The organism is Morganella sp. B601 (assembly GCF_051172335.1).
Lineage (GTDB): Bacteria > Pseudomonadota > Gammaproteobacteria > Enterobacterales > Enterobacteriaceae > Morganella > Morganella morganii.
The window spans coordinates 464,337-482,012 of record NZ_JBPIZE010000001.1 but is presented as its reverse complement, the minus strand read 5'-3'; the positions used below and the strand labels follow the sequence as shown (position 1 = coordinate 482,012).

Genomic DNA, 17,676 nt, shown 5'->3' with positions numbered 1-17,676 from the left:
ATATTAACAATGAGCGCAGCATTAAATAAAAAAAGCTTCCTGTCCTATCTGAAAGACGGGGGGATTTATGTGGTTCTGCTGGTCTTACTGGCGATCATTATTATTCAGGATCCGACATTCCTCAGCCTGATGAACCTGAGTAATATCCTCACCCAATCCTCGGTGCGGATTATTATCGCGCTGGGTGTCGCAGGGCTGATTGTCACCCAGGGTACGGATTTATCCGCCGGCCGTCAGGTCGGGCTGGCGGCGGTAATTGCAGCAACATTGCTGCAATCTATGGAAAACGTGAACAAAGTTTTCCCGCAGATGGAAACCTGGTCTATCCCGATGGTGATCCTGCTGGTGTGCGCGGTCGGAGCAGTTATCGGTCTGGTTAACGGCCTGATTATTGCCTATCTCAACGTCACGCCGTTTATTACCACACTCGGTACCATGATCATCGTCTACGGAATCAACTCCCTGTATTACGACTCTGTCGGTGCCTCACCGGTGGCGGGGTTTGATCCGAAATTCTCTGAATTTGCCCAGGGATTTATCCGTTTCGGTGATTTTAAGCTGTCATATATTACGTTCTATGCCGCAATAGCCGTTTTCTTTGTCTGGATCCTGTGGAATAAAACCCGCTTCGGCAAAAACATTTTTGCCATCGGCGGTAACCCGGAAGCGGCTAAAGTGTCCGGTGTGAATGTCGGCCTGAACCTGATTATGATTTACGCCTTATCCGGCGTGTTCTATGCCTTCGGCGGCCTGCTGGAAGCCGGACGTATCGGCAGTGCGACCAACAACCTCGGCTTTATGTATGAGCTGGATGCCATCGCGGCCTGTGTGGTGGGCGGCGTGTCCTTCTCCGGCGGGGTCGGCACCGTGCTGGGCGTGGTGACCGGGGTGCTGATTTTTACCCTGATAAACTACGGCCTGACCTATATCGGCATCAACCCGTACTGGCAGTACATTATCAAGGGCAGCATCATTATTTTTGCCGTCGCGCTGGATTCACTGAAATACGCGAAGAAAAAATAATCCCGCAGAAATGCAAAAAGACCCGCCAATGCGGGTCTTTTGTTTTAACGGTAGTGAAACCGGTTTCAGCCTTTCTTCGCGGCCTGGAGATAGAGCATTTCCAGTGCGATGGTTGCGCCGGCCAGTGCCGTAATATCGGACTGATCATACGCCGGTGCCACTTCCACCAGATCCATGCCGACGATATTGAGCGGCTGAAGGCCGCGCAGCAGTTTCAGCGCACGATCTGTTGTCAGCCCGCCGATAACCGGTGTGCCGGTCCCCGGGGCAAATGCCGGGTCCAGACAGTCGATATCGAAGGTCAGATAAACCGGCATATCACCGACAATCGCTTTCACCTGAGCAATCACATCATCCACGGTGCGGTCATTGACCTGCGCGGCATCAATCACGGTGAAACCGTTATCTGTTTCATGCTCGGTACGGATACCAATCTGCACGGAATGCGCCGGGTCAATCAGTCCCTCATTCGGGGCGTGATAGAACATGGTGCCGTGGTCAAATTTGCTGCCGTTGCCGTAAGTGTCGGTATGAGCATCGAAATGCACCAGCGCCATCTTACCGAAATGTTTGGCATGCGCGCGCAGCAGCGGCAGAGTCACAAAGTGATCGCCCCCGAAAGAGAGACATTTTTTACCGGACGCCAGCACTTTTTCTGTGTGCGCCTGTAACTTATCACTCATATCCTGTGCATCACCGAACGCGAATACCAGATCACCGCAATCCACCACATTCAGGCGCTCGCGCATATCGAATGTCCACGGCCAGCGGTTACCTTCCCAGGCCAGATTGGTTGAAATCTGGCGGATGGCTGCCGGTCCGTGGCGGGAACCGGCACGGCCGGAGGTCGCCATATCAAACGGAACACCGGTGATCACCCAGTCAGCGTCACTGGTGTACGGCTGGAAATTCAGCGGCAGGCGGAGAAAACCAAACGCATTAGAGACCAGTGAGTTATCGGTCTGATTGCCTAATGTGCTGTTAATCATAATGATTCCTTTATCAATGTCTTACTGACACAAAGCCGGACATAATAAATATCCCGCCGGGTATTATTCATCTTCTAAATAGGTGTAACCGTACAGGCCGCTCTCGAACTCTTCGGTAAAGGCCTTTTGCTCCTCTTCATCCAGATCAGAGATTTTCACCTGATCACGGAAGCGTTCGAGCAGAATTTTCGGATCCAGCTTCACATACTGAAGCATATCCGCCACGGAATCGCCCTCTTCACTTTCCAGATAGCGCACCTGACCGTTTTCGCCGACATACACATCCAGTGCTGCGGTATCACCGAACAGGTTATGCATATTGCCGAGAATCTCCTGATAGGCACCAATCATGAAAAAGCCCATCATCGGCGGATTTTCCGGATCATAAGACGGCATCGGCATGGTGGTCGCCACCCCGTCGCCGTCCACATAGTGGTCGATAATACCGTCAGAGTCACAGGTGATATCCAGCAGTACCGCGCGGCGATCCAGCGGCTTATCCAGCCCTTCAATCGGCAGTACCGGGAACAGCTGATCGATCCCCCACGCATCCGGCAGTGACTGGAACAACGAGAAATTCACATAGAATTTATCCGCCATACGTTCCTGCAGTTCATCGATAATCGGGCGGTGTGCGCGGTTACCCGGATCCAGATCCTGCTGGATACGGCGGCAGATATTCAGATACAGCCCTTCCGCCCAGGCGCGTTCGGTCAGGGACAGCATGCCCTGCGCGTACTGGGTGTGGATATCATGCAGGTCGAGCTGGCTGTCGTGCAGCCATTCGCGCAGAGAGCGGGCATTGCCTTTGGTCTGCATCTCTTCCCAGGTTTCCCACAGGCTGGCAACCGGACGCGGTGCGTCTTCAGCAGGCGCTTCCACCGGGGAGAACTCGTTACGCTCCACACCGATCACATTGGAAACCAGCACGGTATGATGCGCCGTCAGGGCGCGGCCGGATTCGGTAATGACTGTCGGGTGCGGCAGACCGTGCTCTTCACAGGCGTCGCCGATAGCCCAGATCACATTATTGGCATACTCATTCAGTCCGTAGTTCACGGAGCAGTCAGATTGCGAACGGGTGCCTTCATAATCCACCCCGAGGCCGCCGCCGACATCAAAACACTGAATATTGACACCCAACTGATGCAGTTCGACATAGAAACGGGCGGATTCACGGACACCGGTCGCGATATCGCGGATATTCGCCATCTGCGAACCGAGGTGGAAGTGCAGCAGCTGCAGGCTCTCCAGGCTGTCTGCCTGACGCAGCATATCAATCAGCTGCAGTACCTGGGTGGCTGCCAGACCAAACTTGGATTTCTCGCCGCCGCTGGCCTGCCATTTACCGGAACCCTGAGACGCCAGACGCGCCCGCACGCCCAGGCGCGGTACCACATCCAGATTTTTTGCTTCTTCGAGCACCACCGCGATTTCAGACATTTTTTCAATCACAAGATACACTTTGTGACCGAGTTTCTCGCCCATCAGGGCAAGACGGATATACTCGCGGTCTTTATAGCCGTTGCAGACGATTACACTGCGGGTCATACCGGCGTGCGCCAGTACCGCCATCAACTCTGCTTTGGAACCGGCTTCCAGTCCCAGCGGCTCCCCGGCATTGACCAGGGTTTCAATCACGCGCCGCTGCTGGTTGACCTTAATCGGGTAAACCAGAAAATAATCACCTTTGTAACCATAGGATTCGCGGGCACGGCGGAACGCGGCATTAATCGAACGCAGACGATGCTGCAAAATCTGCGGAAAGCAGAATAATGCAGGCAGACGGATGTGTTCCCGCTCTTTCTGCACACGGTTGACCAGCTCAGCCAGATCAACGGCGGCCTGCGGCATCTCCGGATTCGGGCAGACGGTGACATGACCGAGGTCATTCACACCGTAATAGCTGCCGCCCCAGTATGCGATGTTATAGGTCTGCTGCATCTTCAGCGCGATATTATCATTCATTAGTCATCTCCTGATTCTGGAGTGAAACTTACCTGTATGGCTGACATACGCCTATCCCCCTTCACCGTGGGATAAATCTGTCCTGTTGACAAGTAAAAATTCAAAATGGATTACATCATCCGGCAAAAACCGGACACAGATTTACGGGCTTACCGCAGAGTGACCCGCCTGCTTGCGTTATCCGGTCTGTTTGAGTGTAACGGATACGGAAAACACCGTGCAGAGCACGTGTCAGTCAGAGAGGAAGAGAGAACAGAAAAAGACGCGGACACATGCCGTAAAGCACGTGGCTGTTGAACGTCAACAAGCAGCAGATAATGGTTCATTAACCCATTTACCCCCACACAGGATTACACAACGTAACCCCCGCCTGAATCATACAGAAAACCTGAGTTTCTGCCGTTTATAACTGAAGAAAAATTCACAGCTACTGGCCGCAGTTTATACCGGTTATGACACAAAAATGCAAAATCAAAATGACGGATAAGTGTAAAAAATAAAAACAGTCACGTAACACATTCTGAAAAGTGAAAAAAACCAGCGGAAAAACCGGGGGCACTATAAAATTTCTGGAACCACTGCCGATTATACATTAGAATAGCCGTCTAGAAGTTAATACATCCATCAATGTACCGAAAGTTCACTTCACTTAAGGTAGAGAAAAATAATGACTACACATCTTTTCACTTCTGAGTCCGTATCTGAAGGACACCCGGATAAAATTGCCGACCAAATTTCGGATGCAGTCCTTGATGCGATTTTAGAACAAGATCCCAAAGCGCGTGTTGCCTGCGAAACCTATGTCAAAACCGGTATGGTTCTGGTCGGCGGTGAAATCACCACCAGGGCATGGGTTGATATTGAGGAAATCACGCGCCGTACTGTCCGTGAGATTGGCTATACCAGCTCATCCATGGGCTTTGATGCTGATTCCTGTGCGGTAATCAGTGCTATCGGCAAACAATCTGCCGACATCAACCAGGGCGTTGACCGCGCTGACCCGCTTGAGCAGGGTGCCGGTGACCAGGGTCTGATGTTTGGTTATGCCTCAAACGAAACTGACGTGCTGATGCCGGCACCAATCACCTATGCTCACCGTCTGGTCGAACGTCAGGCTCAGGTGCGTAAAAGCGGTACGCTGCCGTGGCTGCGTCCGGATGCGAAAAGCCAGATCACCTTCCGTTACGATGACAACAAAATCGCCGGGATTGATGCGGTTGTGCTGTCAACCCAGCACTCTGAAGACATCTCACAGAAAGATCTGCATGAAGCGGTGATGGAAGAGATCATCAAACCGGTTCTGCCGGTTGAGTGGCTGGATCCGACCACCAAATATTTCATCAACCCGACCGGCCGTTTTGTTATCGGCGGACCAATGGGTGACTGCGGTCTGACCGGCCGTAAAATCATCGTCGATACCTACGGCGGCATGGCACGTCACGGCGGCGGCGCATTCTCCGGTAAGGATCCGTCAAAAGTTGACCGTTCCGCAGCCTATGCGGCCCGTTATGTGGCAAAAAATATTGTCGCTGCCGGTCTTGCTGACCGCTGTGAAATCCAGGTCTCCTACGCGATTGGCGTGGCAGAGCCGACGTCCATTATGGTGGAAACCTTCGGTACCGGTAAAGTCTCCAACCAGCAACTGACGCTGCTGGTGCGCGAGTTCTTCGACCTGCGTCCGTACGGTCTGATTCAGATGCTGGATCTGCTGCACCCGATTTATCAGGAAACCGCAGCATACGGTCACTTCGGGCGCCCTCAGTTCCCGTGGGAAAAAACCGACAAAGCAGAGCAGCTGCGCGAAGCCGCTGGTCTGAAATAATTCCCTGTTATATTAACAGGCACAAAAAACCGGCTTTTCAGCCGGTTTTTTTATGTTCTGAATCCGTAAATACATTATGATTTACTGCACTGCCGTGATGAATACAGTGCAAAAATCACCATCCCGGCAATCATTGACGCAGTAAATACCAGCCCTTTGATACTGAGCATCCCGGATAATACAATAGCCGGTCCGGGACAGATCCCCGCCAGCCCCCAGCCGATACCAAACAGCAGTGCGCCGGTCAGCAGCCGTTTATCAATTTTACTGTTCGCCGGTAACTCAAGCGACGTGCCGCATACGGTCTTTTTACGTTTTTTAGCCACCGTAAAGGCAACCATACTGACCGCCATCGCTACCGCCATGGTGATCAGCAGTGAAGGATCCCAGTTGCCGGTAATATCCAGAAACGCCAGAATTTTCTGCGGATTACCCATCCCGGCCACCAGCAAACCAAGGCCGAACAAAATCCCGCTGATTAATGCAGTGATAACAGGCATAGCGCGTCCTTATTTCATCAGCCAGACAGTCAGAAAAGCACTGACCATAAACACCGCCACGGCAGCAAATGATCGTTTTGATAACCGCGCCATACCGCAGATACCGTGTCCGCTGGTACAGCCGTTACCCAGCCGCGTGCCGAAACCGGCCAGCAGACCGGCCGCGATCAGCAGCGGATAATCCGCAGCGATCACCACATCCGGCTGACCGGCAAACAACCTGTAAATCCACGGTGCCCCTGCCAGCCCGGCAATAAACGCTATCCGCCAGCCGCTCTGCTTTGTGAACATATTGGCGAAAATCCCGCTGATCCCGGCAATCCGCCCGTTAAACAGCAGCAGCACAGCAACCGCGATGCCGATCATCAGTCCGCCCAGTGCCGCACTGACCGGCGTAAAGGCCGCGCTATCAATAACCATATTATTTTCCTTGTTTTTCAGGACAATAAAGCTGATATAACGTGGTGAGCAATATCAGGACTTTTTCATCTGCCACGGAATAATAGATGCGTTTTCCCTCACGCCGGGTATTCACCAGTCCTTCATTGCGCAAAACCGTCAGTTGCTGTGACAGCGTCGGCTGATTGATGCCGGTCCGCTCCTCCAGTTCACTGACATTGCACTCCCCCTGACTCAGCTGACAGAGCAGCAGCAGACGATCCGGATTCCCCAGTGTTTTCAGCAGGGCAGCAACGCCGGTGGCGGCTTCCTGCATATCGGTAAGCTGTGTTGGTGTCATGAATTTATTCCTTACGACATTATATAATTAAATATAATATTATTTTGCAATATATACAACATGCTGATAACGGTTGCAGCTTTACGTCAGTATCGCTAAGCTTCCGGCTATGAAACCGACCCGAGTCCCCACCGCATTACAGCAGGCCTGCATGCAGACCCTGCGTGATTATCTGGCCCGCGCCTGCCGGGTGCTGAAGACGGATTATCCGGAGCCTGAACTGAACTATCGTCAGCGCGGCACCACTGCCGGCAGCGCCTGCCTGCAAACATGGGAAATCCGCCTCAATCCGGTGTTACTGACAGAAAACGGCCCCGGATTTATACAGGATGTGGTTCCTCACGAGCTGGCGCATCTGCTGGTTTACCGCCGTTTCGGACGCGTGGCGCCGCACGGGCGGGAATGGCAGTGGATGATGACAGAGGTGCTGGGTGTTCCGGCCGTCCGCACACACCGCTTTGATGTGACGTCTGTCCGCTCCCGGACATTCACCTACCGCTGCCAATGCAAAACGGCACATGAACTGACTGTCCGCCGCCATAACAAAGTATTGCGCGGGGAAAGTCAGTACCTGTGCCGTCACTGTAAAAGTACGCTGGTGTGGGATAACAGTGCGGCTGCAATATCATCCCCCTGCGACCTTACACCAGATCAGTCATAATCAGTTTGGCCATCTCGAAGTAGATAATCAGCCCGGTACCGTCAATCAGTGTGGCAATAAACGGCGCGGAAACCACTGCCGGATCCACTTTCAGACGCTTGAGCACCATCGGGATAATGGAAGACACCACCGCACTCCAGACTGTGATACACACCAGTGTCAGACTGACCACCATCATCACTTCCGGCCCGACCCCCAGGAACCATGCGCGGATCATCCCCGCACATCCCATGGTAAAGGCGACCAGCAGTGACGTGGACAGCTCTTTGCGCAGCACCGCACCGATATTGCGCAGACTCACTTCCCCGAGTGCCATGGCACGGACGAGGGTTGAGGTGATCTGAGTACCGCTGTTACCGCCGGTGCCGATCAGCAACGGGATAAAGAAAGCCAGCGAGATAGCCGCTTCCAGTTGCTCCTCAAATGCCTTGAGTACCGTACCGGTATAGGCTTCCGCCACAAACAGCATCAGCAGCCAGACTGCGCGCTTGCGCCACAGCGTGAACGGGCTGGTGCTCAGATAAGGCTCATCCAGCGGCTGGGAGCCGCCCTGTAATGCCGCATCCTGGGTGTTTTCATCCTCAATCAGCTCCGCGATATCCTGCGGACGCAGGATACCTGCCAGCTTGCCGAACTGCACCACCGGCACAGTATCAATCCCGCTGTTGTTGATAAGCTCGTACACCTCGTGCCGGGACTGCTCCGGTGACACCGAGAAATACGTCTGGCGCATCACATCGGCGACAAACATATCTTCCGCTGCGGTCAGCAGGGCTTTGACCGGCAGGATACCATTCAGGTAATTATCCTCATCCAGTACATATAAATAAGTGGGGATCTGCTCACCTTCCAGTTCCTCACGCAGGGTGAGTTTGACGGCAGCAATCGTGTCTGACACGGTCACGCGGATATACGCCTGACTCATGTAAGCACTGACTGCGTCTTCATCATTACGCTGCGGACGATCGGTATGGTGTGGCGGATTAACGGATGGCGCGGAAATGACCAGCGCGTCCGCTTTTTCGTAGTTGGTTAACTTCATGATGTGTGACCCTATGTCTGTTATGGACTTCAAACAGCACTCCAATAGGGGCGAAACCAGATGAGAGAATGCGTAGGCTATCTCACGTCTCGGTTTTAGCACTATACAACGTATCCCGCAGACTGCGGGAAGTTACTTCGGGTTATACCTTCTGTTCGATATAACCTGTCCTAATCTTGGGCGTCTCTCGACGTCGTCAGATCAGCAACCTTTGTTTGTATAGGAGCCTCGCCTAACGAGATACTGCACCTTAAATGCGGCGCGAATTATAACTCTCAGAAATTATATGGCGAGGACTATTACTATTTCGTTTAGAAACCATTGAGGTTACAAATCAGGTCCGGGAACCCAGATCATTATCGCTCTCATCACCGGTCAGCTGCCGTGTCACTTCCTCACAGCGGACAATTTTACCGTCTGCCAGACGGAAACAGGCGAAAACCTCAAAGGCGGCATGCTCACCACTGACTTTTTCTGCCTTAGCGATATGCTGAGTGTGCACACAGGATCCGCCTTCTGCGATGGATTTAATCTCTATGGTAATACTGCGGGTTGCCATTTTCAGGGCATTAAGATGAGCAAGAAATGCGGGAAACTCAATTGTCTGACCATTCACCACCTGAACATAATCACGGGAAAAATACTGTTCAACCAGGGATTCATCACCGATATGTTCACCGAGAACGTCAGTCAGGGCGCGGGTTACAAACTCTGTCTTATTCATTGCTGAAAATCCTTTTTTATTATGATCACATTTACAGCATAGCGGAAACCGGTCAATTTTCTGCCGGAAACAGAAAAAGCGCCGCTGAAAACGGCGCTTTTTTGCAATTATACAGAATGATTCTCAATCAGGCTAATTCAACATTGCCCTGAATCTGACAGCTGCACGCCAGAACATAACCCTGTTCAATCTCTTCCGGGGTCAGCGTCATGGTGCTGGTGGTGGTGTATTCACCGCTGCGGACGCGGGTTTTACAGCTGCCGCAGACACCGGCGCGGCATGCCGCCATCACCGGCACACTGTTAGCTTCCATCGCCGCCAGCAGGGTCATACCGACAGGCACTTTCACCTGACGCAGCGGGGACTGAATGGTCATGGTGACCATCTGCTCTCCGGCTTCTGCTTCCGGCTCCGGCCCGAAACGCTCCATAAAGAAGTTACCCGGATCCACATTCAGTGCCTGACAGAATGTCTGCACATTCTTCATATATGGCGCCGGACCACAGGTCATCACGGTATGCTGCGCGATATCCGGGATCAGCACCTTCAGTTTTTCCTCTGACAGGCGGCCGGATAACAATTCATCCGTCTCATCACTGTTTTCCGCCATCAGGGTCAGGCGCAGACGGGCCGGGAATGCAGTCAGCAACTGCTGCCATTCCTGAGCAAAAATCACCTGTTGTTTATCACGCACGTTGAAAATCACCGTCACCTGACTTTCCGGCTGACGGTGCAGGATCCAGCGGGTCATCGACATCACCGGTGTCACACCGCAACCGGCGGCCAGCATCAGATAGCGCTCCGCCGGACGGGCATCACAGGTAAACTCGCCCTGAGCATCAGACAGCCACAGGTAATCACCCGGTCTCACCTCGCCGGTCAGCCAGCCGGAACCCTGTCCGTCATCCAGACGGCGCACCGTCAGGCTCAGGAACGGGCTCAGTCCCGGCGTGGAGGATAAGGTATAAGCACGCAGTGTCTCATCACTGTTGCGGATACTCACCAGCGCGTACTGCCCTGCGTGATACTGATAAAAATCGTGGTTAATCAGATTGATAGTCCACACATCCGGGGTTTCCTGCCTGACAGAATGGACCTGCATGCGGTTCGGACATAAAGACGTCGGCATTGTCATCGGGCTCTCCTGACTCCGTGCCGGAGAAGGCGTGACCGCCCTCTCCGGTGCTAACAGTTACAGCAATTACGCGCCTAACACAGCGTGTAAATCATTTTCAACAGTGGTAATCGGACGCATACCGAATTTTTCATTCAGTACATTCAGCAGATTGTCAGTCAGGAATGCCGGAGCAGTCGGGCCGGTGAAGATATCCTTCACACCCAGCGCCAGCAGGGTCAGCAGAATCACAATCGCTTTCTGTTCAAACCAGGAGAGCACCAGTGTCAGCGGCAGATCATTGACGCCGCAGCCCAGTTTCTCAGCCAGTTTCACCGCCAGCATAATCGCGGAGTACGCATCGTTGCACTGACCGACATCAAGCAGGCGCGGTAATCCTTCCAGGGTACCGAAATCCAGTTTGTTGAAACGGTATTTACCGCAGGCCAGGGTCATAATCAGGCAGTCCTGAGGCACCTGACGGGCAAAATCGGTGTAGTAGCTGCGCTCACCGCGGCTGCCGTCGCATCCGCCGACGAGGAATACATGACGCAGTTTGCCGGTCGCCACCAGATCAATCACGGTATCCGCTGCATTGAGCAGAGTTTCACGGCCGAAACCGACGGTGATCAGGTGCTCGATTTCGCTGTACGGGAAGCCGTCCATCGCCTGAGCCTGCGCGATAATATCGCTGAAATCATCACCGTTCAGGTGTTTCGCACCCGGCCAGCCAACGATACTGCGGGTCCAGATACGGTCGGTATAACTGCCCGGATTCGGATCCAGAATACAGTTGGAGGTCATCAGAATCGGGCCCGGGAATTTGGCAAACTCAGTCTGCTGGTTCTGCCAGCCACTGCCGTAGTTACCGACCAGATGTTTGTATTTTTTCAGTTCCGGATAGCCGTGTGCAGGCAGCATTTCACCGTGGGTGTAAACATTCACACCGGTGCCTTCTGTCTGTTGCAGCAGCATATGCAGATCTTTGAGGTCATGACCGGAGATCAGAATCGCTTTACCTGCCACCGGACGGACGTTCACGGAAGATGGCGTCGGGTGACCGTAAGCTTCGGTTTCACCGGCATCCAGCATTTCCATGATTTTAAAATTCATCATACCAATCGCCATGGACTGATTGAGCAGCTCACCCATATCAGACGGATCAGTACCGAGCCACGCCATGATTTCATGGTACTGACCGTAAATCTCATCACTGTATTTGCCCAGCACATGGGCGTGCTCCATATATGCCGCCGCCCCTTTCAGGCCGTACAGGCAGAGCATACGCAGACCATGAATATCATCACCGATAGCCTGCTTATCTTTATTCAGGGCAAATTCTTCCGCCTGTTTCACCAGTGACGCAATATCCGTGCCCTTCAGTTGCAGGTTTGCTAACGGGTGATTCAGAACCAGTGCCGGATTCTTCGCCAGGCAGCGTTTCATCAGGCTGTCACGCATCACAATCGCTTCCTGCGCATAACCGATGATGCGCTCAGAATCGAAGTTAACGTTGGTTAATGTGGAGAAAAATGCACGCGGCGCAAAGCTGTCTGTGTCGTGATCGATGATACCTGATTCACGCGCAGCAACCGCCCACGCTGAAAGACTTTCCAGTACTGCCACCAGCAGATCCTGTAAGTCAGATGTTTCTGCAGTTTTACCGCACATGCCCTGGGCATAGGCACAGCCATTACCCACCGGTGTACGCATCGTTTGTTCACATTGCACACAGTACATGCTCTTGCTTCCTTATAAGTTGTATTTTATATGCAACATAAGAATACGCCATTTCAGACCTGTGAAAAGGGGTTTTCCTGACTATCATTCCTTTGCTTGATCTAAAGCAAAAATTAACCGGCACGATACATCACTATCGCGAATGATTAACATTTACATTATTTACAGATGCAATATGGAGTAAGGAATTATCCGGTATTTTGGGGTAAGGTGGCGTGATATAAACCGGTAAGGCAACTGACCAGAGGATGGATAAATGCACTTGCATCCAGATGTGGAACGAAAGAATAAAACAGGCGGATTAATCCATAAAACCGCCCTTTCCCCGCTAAAACAGCAAGATCACATTCACACCAAAAATAATTCTCACGACTATCATTTAACCCCCGAATTCCGAACCAAAAAATCAGCATATTAGTAACTTTCCGTTAAAAAATTATTGCGCACGGGTAATAGTTATTATTATCATTTGCCTTCTTAAATTCTCACGGAAAACTGAGTGATGACTGATTCCTGTAACGCATCCTGCCGACCTGCCCGCCTCACGCCGCTGGCACTGGCGCTCGCTGTTATCAGCGGCGGCAGTATCGCCGCCACCGCAGATACCGAAGACCCGGTTGTGGTTGTCGGCAACTGGCTGGATAACACTGATAACAGCGATACGCTGCTGAACCACGGCGGCGCACGGACCATCAAAACCAAAAAACAAATCGATGAGTCAGGGGCAGAAACCATAGCGGACGCCCTGCGTGGTATTCCGGGTGTTCAGGTGCGGGACAGTAACGGTACCGGCGGCAGTGACGTTTCACTCAATGTCGGTATCCGCGGGCTTCCGGCACGGTTATCCCCGCGCTCTACCATTCTGCTCGACGGTATTCCGCTGGCCGCTGCCCCCTACGGGCAGCCGCAGTTATCGATGTCACCACTCTCATTAGGCTCAATCAGCAGCATTGATGTGATGCGTGGTGCCACCTCTGTCCGCTACGGGCCGCAAAACGTCGGCGGCGTGATTAACTTTGTCACTAAACCTATTCCGGAAACCTTCGGCGGTTCCGCGTCCGTCAAAACACAGGGTGCACGCACCGGCGGACTGAAAACCCTGACCGATGCCTCTGTCGGCGGCTCAAAAGAAGACGGGTCAGCGGGTGCGCTGCTGCTCTATTCCGGCCTGCACGGCCAGGGCTACCGCAAAAACAATGACAATACCGATATTGATGACATTATCCTGAAAACCCGCTACGCTTTCAGTGACACTGATGAGCTGCTGGCAAACTTCCACTATTATCATGCGCAATCCGGGATGCCGGGCGGCCTGTCGGAAGCACAGTACAAAGCCGATCCTTACCAGTCAGTCCGTCCGTTTGACCGCTTTGAAGGCAACCGTCAGGATATGTCCTTTAAATACCGCCATCAGGAAGATGATAAACAATTTGAATTACTGACCTGGTTCAGCAAAAGCTACCGGGGCAGTTATATTGAAAGCGAGGGAACAAATGCGAGTGCCGGTAAGAGCCGCCTCGTTTCCTATCCGCGTCACTACACCGCTTACGCCATTGAGCCAAGCTATTCACAGCTGTTCCGTTTTGATAACCAGTCCCACGAAATCACCCTGGGTTACCGCTATCTGAATGAAACGGCCGATGAAAAAGCCTACCGTTCCGGCTGGTATCCGACAGGTTCACAAAGCTCACGCCCTCAGACCGACAGCTATTATCAGCACACCTCCGGCGGCACAGAAGCTCATGCCATCTATATCGATGACACCATCAATTTCGGTAACTGGACGGTTATTCCCGGCCTGCGTTATGAAAATATAAAAATCCATCTCGATGACGGTTTCCGCAACCAGTACCGCAGCAAGAGTTACAGCGAACCGTTACCGGCACTGTCGGTGATTTATCATATTGATGATCAGTGGAAACTATTTGCCAACGCGGGTAGTTCATTCGGCAGCCTGCAATATTTCCAGCTCAATACCGGCGGTGCGGGTAATGATCCGGCAAACGGTCTGAGTGCGGAAAAAGCCCATAACTATGAAGCCGGTACACGGTTTGATGATGGTCTGCTTTCTGCGGAAATGACCCTGTTCTATATCGATTTCAATGATCAGCTGCAATATATTGAAAACTCGACCGGCTGGACCAACCTTGGTGCAACCACTCATCAGGGTGTGGAACTGGCACTGAACTATGATCTGAGTGAAACCGCGAAATGGCTCGACGGCGCCAGTATCTACAGCACTTATACCTACACAAAAGCAGTCAGCAAACGCGGTAACTTTGCGGATAAAGATCTGCCATTCTACTCCCGTCAGCTCTTTACTGCCGGTGCCCGCTATGAAACCGGAAACTGGGTGTGGAATCTCAACACCTATGCGCAGTCAAAACAGCAGTCACCGGGAACCGGGAAAAATTACATTACCGAAGGCAGTGCAGACGGACGTTACGGCATTATTCCGGGCTATATGATGTGGGATGCGCGTGCGGAGTATCATTTCGGCCCGCAATGGTCAGATCTGACACTTGCCGCCGGGGTGAAAAACCTGTTTGATCAGGCCAGCTTTACCCGTTCAACAGATAATAACTACGGCATTTACGCCGGGCAGCCGCGCACCTTCTTTGCGCAGGCTTCCGTGAAGTTTTAAAGGTCATTCATATAATGAAACGTATATTCCACGCCGCCGGACGTTTTCCGGCCCTTATCATCACTCTCTGTGCCGCACTCGCAGCACTGTTGCCGCTCAGTTCAGCGGCAACACCAGTTACGGTGACGGATATCGCCGGACGGACAGTCACCGTCAATGCTCCTGTATCCCGTATCATGCTGGCAGACAGCCGGGTACTGGTTGCACTGAATATTCTGCATCCGTCTGAACCGCTGAAAGGTATTGCGGCATGGGATGATGCACTGACCAAAAAAGCACCGGATCTGCGCATTGCTTATGAAAAACAATTTCCGCAGCTGAAAGATATTCCGGTATTTCCGAACCCTTACACATCGGATTTCAGTGTCGAAAAAGCGCTGACTTATCAGCCGGATTTGGTGATTTTTGATACCGGACTGCAAAGTAAACTGACCGAAAGCGGCACCCTGGATTTGCTGGAGAAAAGCGGTATTCCGGTGATATTTATCGATTTCCGTCAGTATCCGCTGCAAAACACCATGCCAAGCATGACGCTTTTGGGGCAGGTCTTCGGGCAGGAAAAACAGGCGGCAGCATTTAATGATTTTTACCGCCAGCGTCTGGATCTTATCCGCTCCCGGGTTGAAAATATTCCGGAAGACAAAAAGCCCACAGTCTTTATTGAACGAGCGGCGGGTCTTGCCGGGGAAAACAGCTGTTGTAAAACCTTTGGTAACGGTAACTTCGGGGAGTTTGTTGCCGCTGCGGGAGGTCATAACCTCGGTGCAGACTGGTTTAAAAACGGTATGGGCGGTGAGGTGAGTGAAGAACAGATTATTGCCGCTGACCCGCAGTTTTATCTGATGACCGTCGCCGACTGGGAAAATACCCGCAAAGGCAGTGCTTCAGTACCGCTCGGCTATACCGGCTCTGAGGAGCGAGCTGTACCGGCACTGGAAAAACTGATGGCACGGCCGAAACTGCAGTATCTCACGGCGTATCAGCAGAAACAGGTACTGGCACTGTATCAGCAATACTATGACACCCCGTTCAATATTATTGCGGTGGAAGCTATCGCCAAAATGCTGCATCCGGCACTGTTTCCCGGGCTCGATCCGCAGGCGGACAGCCTGATGCTGCATAAAACCTTTACCGCTCTGGACGGCAGCGGCCTGTTCTGGCTGCAACCCTGATCATCACATCAGTTGCTGCAACCGGAAACTAACGGGCAGTTTTCTGCCCGTTAGTTACATTTCCGGCCACTATTTCTTCTGATATAACTCATTCGCCATATCAATACTGTCCGCATTAACATCCCGGATGTGGTCACGCGTCAGACGATATACCACCGGGCTTAATAAGATCAGTGCGATCAGGTTCGGGATCGCCATCATGGCATTCAGGGTATCCGCCAGCAGCCAGACAAACTCCAGCGACTGTGTGGCACCAATCGGTAGCGCAATCAGCCACAGCACACGGAAAACCTTAATCGCCTTCACGCCGAACAGATACTGAACACACTTTTCACCGTAAAAACTCCAGCCGAGGATTGTGGTGAAGGCAAAAATTGTCAGTGCAATCGCCACAATATAGTTTCCGCCCGGAATCGCCGCTTTGAAAGAGGAAGCGGTCAGTGTGGCACCGGTTTCCGCTGTCAGCCAGCCGCCCATAATGACAATGGTCAGCCCGGTCACCGAGCAGACAATAATGGTGTCAATAAAGGTACCAAGCATAGCAATAAGCCCCTGACGGATCGGGTTCTGGGTTTTCGCGGCAGCATGCGCTATCGGCGCACTGCCCAGCCCCGCTTCGTTGGAGAACACGCCGCGCGCCACCCCGAAACGGATAGCCGCCCAGACTGTTGCCCCGGCAAACCCGCCCTGTGCCGCCACCGGTGTAAAGGCAGAGGTGATAATGAGGGAGAACGCCGCCGGAATTTCACTGATATTCAGCGCCAGCACCACAAGACCGGCACCAAAGTAGCCGACGGTCATAAACGGCACCAGCTTACCGGCCACGTCTGAAATACGGCGGATCCCGCCTATCAGTACCGCGCCTACCAGCAGCACCAGCGCCACGCTGGTCACCCATTTGTTGATGCCGAAGTTACTCTCCAGCACATCCGCCACGGAGTTGGCCTGAACAGTGTTCCCGATACCGAACCCGGCACAGGCACCAAATACCGCAAACAGTGTCCCCAGCCAGACCCATTTCGGGCCGAGGCCGTTTTTGATGTAATACATCGGGCCGCCGACATACTGTCCGTATTTATCCACTTCACGATAACGGACCGCCAGCACAGCTTCTGAGTATTTTGTCGCCATACCCACCAGTGCCGTCATCCACATCCAGAACAGCGCCCCCGGCCCGCCCATCACCACTGCTGTTGCCACACCGGCAATATTGCCGGTGCCGATAGTGGCGGATAATGCCGTCATCAGCGCGTTAAACGGGGAGATCTGCCCTTCCCCGCGTGATTCATTGCGCTGAAATAATAATCTGAACCCGGTTCCCAGTTTACGAATCGGCAAAAAACCCAGCCGAATCTGCATATATAAGCCGACACCCAGTATTCCCACCAGCATCGGCACACCCCATACCACGCCGTTCAGCGCGCCCAGCCACTCTGTTATCAAATCCATTCACCCCTCCTGACCGGTCCGTTACTTTTTCATTTCATATATTACATATAAATAACATTTATTTATCATTTATTAATAAAGCGGAAAAA

Annotated in this window: 15 protein-coding genes and 1 riboswitch; of the genes, 5 read left to right on the top strand and 10 right to left on the bottom strand. The window is 52.6% G+C overall.

Translation table 11 applies throughout. The features are described 5' to 3' along the window. The first annotated feature begins 9 nt into the window (after positions 1-9). Positions 10-1,023, top strand: coding sequence for a galactose/methyl galactoside ABC transporter permease MglC (gene mglC, locus ACSBQN_RS02145; protein ID WP_004237773.1), 1,014 nt, complete (start codon positions 10-12; stop codon positions 1,021-1,023). 65 nt (positions 1,024-1,088) lie between these two features. Here the strand turns inward: mglC and speB are convergent, their stop codons facing one another. Together speB and speA are read right to left on the bottom strand one after the other, a co-directional pair. Next, a complete protein-coding gene (gene speB / locus ACSBQN_RS02140) occupies positions 1,089-2,012 on the bottom strand; it encodes an agmatinase (protein WP_004237772.1) in 924 nt (307 codons plus the stop codon). Between the two features lie 63 nt (positions 2,013-2,075). Next, on the bottom strand, positions 2,076-3,980 hold the full coding sequence (speA, locus tag ACSBQN_RS02135; protein WP_024474825.1) for a biosynthetic arginine decarboxylase: 1,905 nt from the start codon (positions 3,978-3,980) through the stop codon (positions 2,076-2,078). 667 nt (positions 3,981-4,647) lie between these two features. On the opposite strand from speA, the gene metK reads away from it, so the two are divergent. Next, the gene (gene metK / locus ACSBQN_RS02130) at positions 4,648-5,802 is read left to right on the top strand and encodes a methionine adenosyltransferase (protein ID WP_004237769.1); all 1,155 of its coding nucleotides are present in this window, start codon (positions 4,648-4,650) and stop codon (positions 5,800-5,802) included. 74 nt (positions 5,803-5,876) lie between these two features. Here the strand turns inward: metK and ACSBQN_RS02125 are convergent, their stop codons facing one another. Genes ACSBQN_RS02125 through ACSBQN_RS02115 form a run of 3 tightly spaced genes read right to left on the bottom strand, consistent with a single transcriptional unit; the run spans position 5,877 to position 7,041 of the window. Continuing rightward, the gene (locus tag ACSBQN_RS02125; protein WP_024474824.1) at positions 5,877-6,302 is read right to left on the bottom strand and encodes a DUF6691 family protein; all 426 of its coding nucleotides are present in this window, start codon (positions 6,300-6,302) and stop codon (positions 5,877-5,879) included. A gap of 9 nt (positions 6,303-6,311) precedes the next feature. Beyond that, entirely contained in the window at positions 6,312-6,722 is a 411-nt protein-coding gene (locus ACSBQN_RS02120) for a YeeE/YedE family protein (RefSeq protein WP_024474823.1), read from the bottom strand. A gap of 1 nt (position 6,723) precedes the next feature. Beyond that, positions 6,724-7,041, bottom strand: coding sequence for an ArsR/SmtB family transcription factor (locus ACSBQN_RS02115; RefSeq protein WP_024474822.1), 318 nt, complete (start codon positions 7,039-7,041; stop codon positions 6,724-6,726). Positions 7,042-7,150: 109 nt separating this feature from the next. On the opposite strand from ACSBQN_RS02115, the gene ACSBQN_RS02110 reads away from it, so the two are divergent. After that, on the top strand, positions 7,151-7,702 hold the full coding sequence (locus ACSBQN_RS02110) for a SprT family zinc-dependent metalloprotease (protein WP_072015076.1): 552 nt from the start codon (positions 7,151-7,153) through the stop codon (positions 7,700-7,702). Here ACSBQN_RS02110 and ACSBQN_RS02105 read toward each other — a convergent pair. The 4 genes from ACSBQN_RS02105 to hcp form a co-directional block, all read right to left on the bottom strand. Beyond that, positions 7,683-8,744 carry a magnesium transporter gene (locus ACSBQN_RS02105; RefSeq protein ID WP_024474820.1) on the bottom strand — a complete coding sequence of 354 codons (1,062 nt, stop codon included), beginning with the start codon at positions 8,742-8,744 and terminating at the stop codon, positions 7,683-7,685. The two genes, ACSBQN_RS02110 and ACSBQN_RS02105, sit on opposite strands and share 20 nt — an antisense overlap. 74 nt (positions 8,745-8,818) lie before the next feature. Further along, positions 8,819-8,991, bottom strand: a riboswitch (M-box (ykoK) riboswitch). An 87-nt stretch (positions 8,992-9,078) separates the two neighbouring features. Continuing rightward, positions 9,079-9,468, bottom strand: coding sequence for a nuclear transport factor 2 family protein (locus ACSBQN_RS02100; protein ID WP_004240932.1), 390 nt, complete (start codon positions 9,466-9,468; stop codon positions 9,079-9,081). Positions 9,469-9,595: 127 nt separating this feature from the next. Further along, the gene (gene hcr / locus ACSBQN_RS02095) at positions 9,596-10,603 is read right to left on the bottom strand and encodes an NADH oxidoreductase (RefSeq protein WP_354633184.1); all 1,008 of its coding nucleotides are present in this window, start codon (positions 10,601-10,603) and stop codon (positions 9,596-9,598) included. A gap of 66 nt (positions 10,604-10,669) precedes the next feature. Next, positions 10,670-12,322, bottom strand: coding sequence for a hydroxylamine reductase (gene hcp, locus ACSBQN_RS02090; protein ID WP_024474818.1), 1,653 nt, complete (start codon positions 12,320-12,322; stop codon positions 10,670-10,672). A 502-nt stretch (positions 12,323-12,824) separates the two neighbouring features. Here hcp and ACSBQN_RS02085 point away from each other — a divergent pair. After that, positions 12,825-14,966, top strand: coding sequence for a TonB-dependent receptor family protein (locus tag ACSBQN_RS02085; RefSeq protein ID WP_024474817.1), 2,142 nt, complete (start codon positions 12,825-12,827; stop codon positions 14,964-14,966). Positions 14,967-14,980: 14 nt separating this feature from the next. Beyond that, complete coding sequence (locus ACSBQN_RS02080) at positions 14,981-16,138, top strand: ABC transporter substrate-binding protein (protein ID WP_434991536.1); 1,158 nt, start codon at positions 14,981-14,983, stop codon at positions 16,136-16,138. 69 nt (positions 16,139-16,207) lie between these two features. Here ACSBQN_RS02080 and ACSBQN_RS02075 read toward each other — a convergent pair whose 3' ends face one another. Beyond that, positions 16,208-17,587 carry an alanine/glycine:cation symporter family protein gene (locus ACSBQN_RS02075; RefSeq protein WP_024474815.1) on the bottom strand — a complete coding sequence of 460 codons (1,380 nt, stop codon included), beginning with the start codon at positions 17,585-17,587 and terminating at the stop codon, positions 16,208-16,210. Between the last annotated feature and the right edge of the window lie 89 nt (positions 17,588-17,676).

Bases quoted from the DNA above. Each gene is read 5' to 3' on its own strand.
- mglC (WP_004237773.1), top strand. From the start codon at position 10: ATGAGCGCAGCATTAAATAAAAAAAGCTTCCTGTCCTATCTGAAAGAC.
- speB (WP_004237772.1), bottom strand. From the start codon at position 2,012: ATGATTAACAGCACATTAGGCAATCAGACCGATAACTCACTGGTCTCT.
- speA (WP_024474825.1), bottom strand. From the start codon at position 3,980: ATGAATGATAATATCGCGCTGAAGATGCAGCAGACCTATAACATCGCA.
- metK (WP_004237769.1), top strand. From the start codon at position 4,648: ATGACTACACATCTTTTCACTTCTGAGTCCGTATCTGAAGGACACCCG.
- ACSBQN_RS02125 (WP_024474824.1), bottom strand. From the start codon at position 6,302: ATGCCTGTTATCACTGCATTAATCAGCGGGATTTTGTTCGGCCTTGGT.
- ACSBQN_RS02120 (WP_024474823.1), bottom strand. From the start codon at position 6,722: ATGGTTATTGATAGCGCGGCCTTTACGCCGGTCAGTGCGGCACTGGGC.
- ACSBQN_RS02115 (WP_024474822.1), bottom strand. From the start codon at position 7,041: ATGACACCAACACAGCTTACCGATATGCAGGAAGCCGCCACCGGCGTT.
- ACSBQN_RS02110 (WP_072015076.1), top strand. From the start codon at position 7,151: ATGAAACCGACCCGAGTCCCCACCGCATTACAGCAGGCCTGCATGCAG.
- ACSBQN_RS02105 (WP_024474820.1), bottom strand. From the start codon at position 8,744: ATGAAGTTAACCAACTACGAAAAAGCGGACGCGCTGGTCATTTCCGCG.
- ACSBQN_RS02100 (WP_004240932.1), bottom strand. From the start codon at position 9,468: ATGAATAAGACAGAGTTTGTAACCCGCGCCCTGACTGACGTTCTCGGT.
- hcr (WP_354633184.1), bottom strand. From the start codon at position 10,603: ATGACAATGCCGACGTCTTTATGTCCGAACCGCATGCAGGTCCATTCT.
- hcp (WP_024474818.1), bottom strand. From the start codon at position 12,322: ATGTACTGTGTGCAATGTGAACAAACGATGCGTACACCGGTGGGTAAT.
- ACSBQN_RS02085 (WP_024474817.1), top strand. From the start codon at position 12,825: ATGACTGATTCCTGTAACGCATCCTGCCGACCTGCCCGCCTCACGCCG.
- ACSBQN_RS02080 (WP_434991536.1), top strand. From the start codon at position 14,981: ATGAAACGTATATTCCACGCCGCCGGACGTTTTCCGGCCCTTATCATC.
- ACSBQN_RS02075 (WP_024474815.1), bottom strand. From the start codon at position 17,587: ATGGATTTGATAACAGAGTGGCTGGGCGCGCTGAACGGCGTGGTATGG.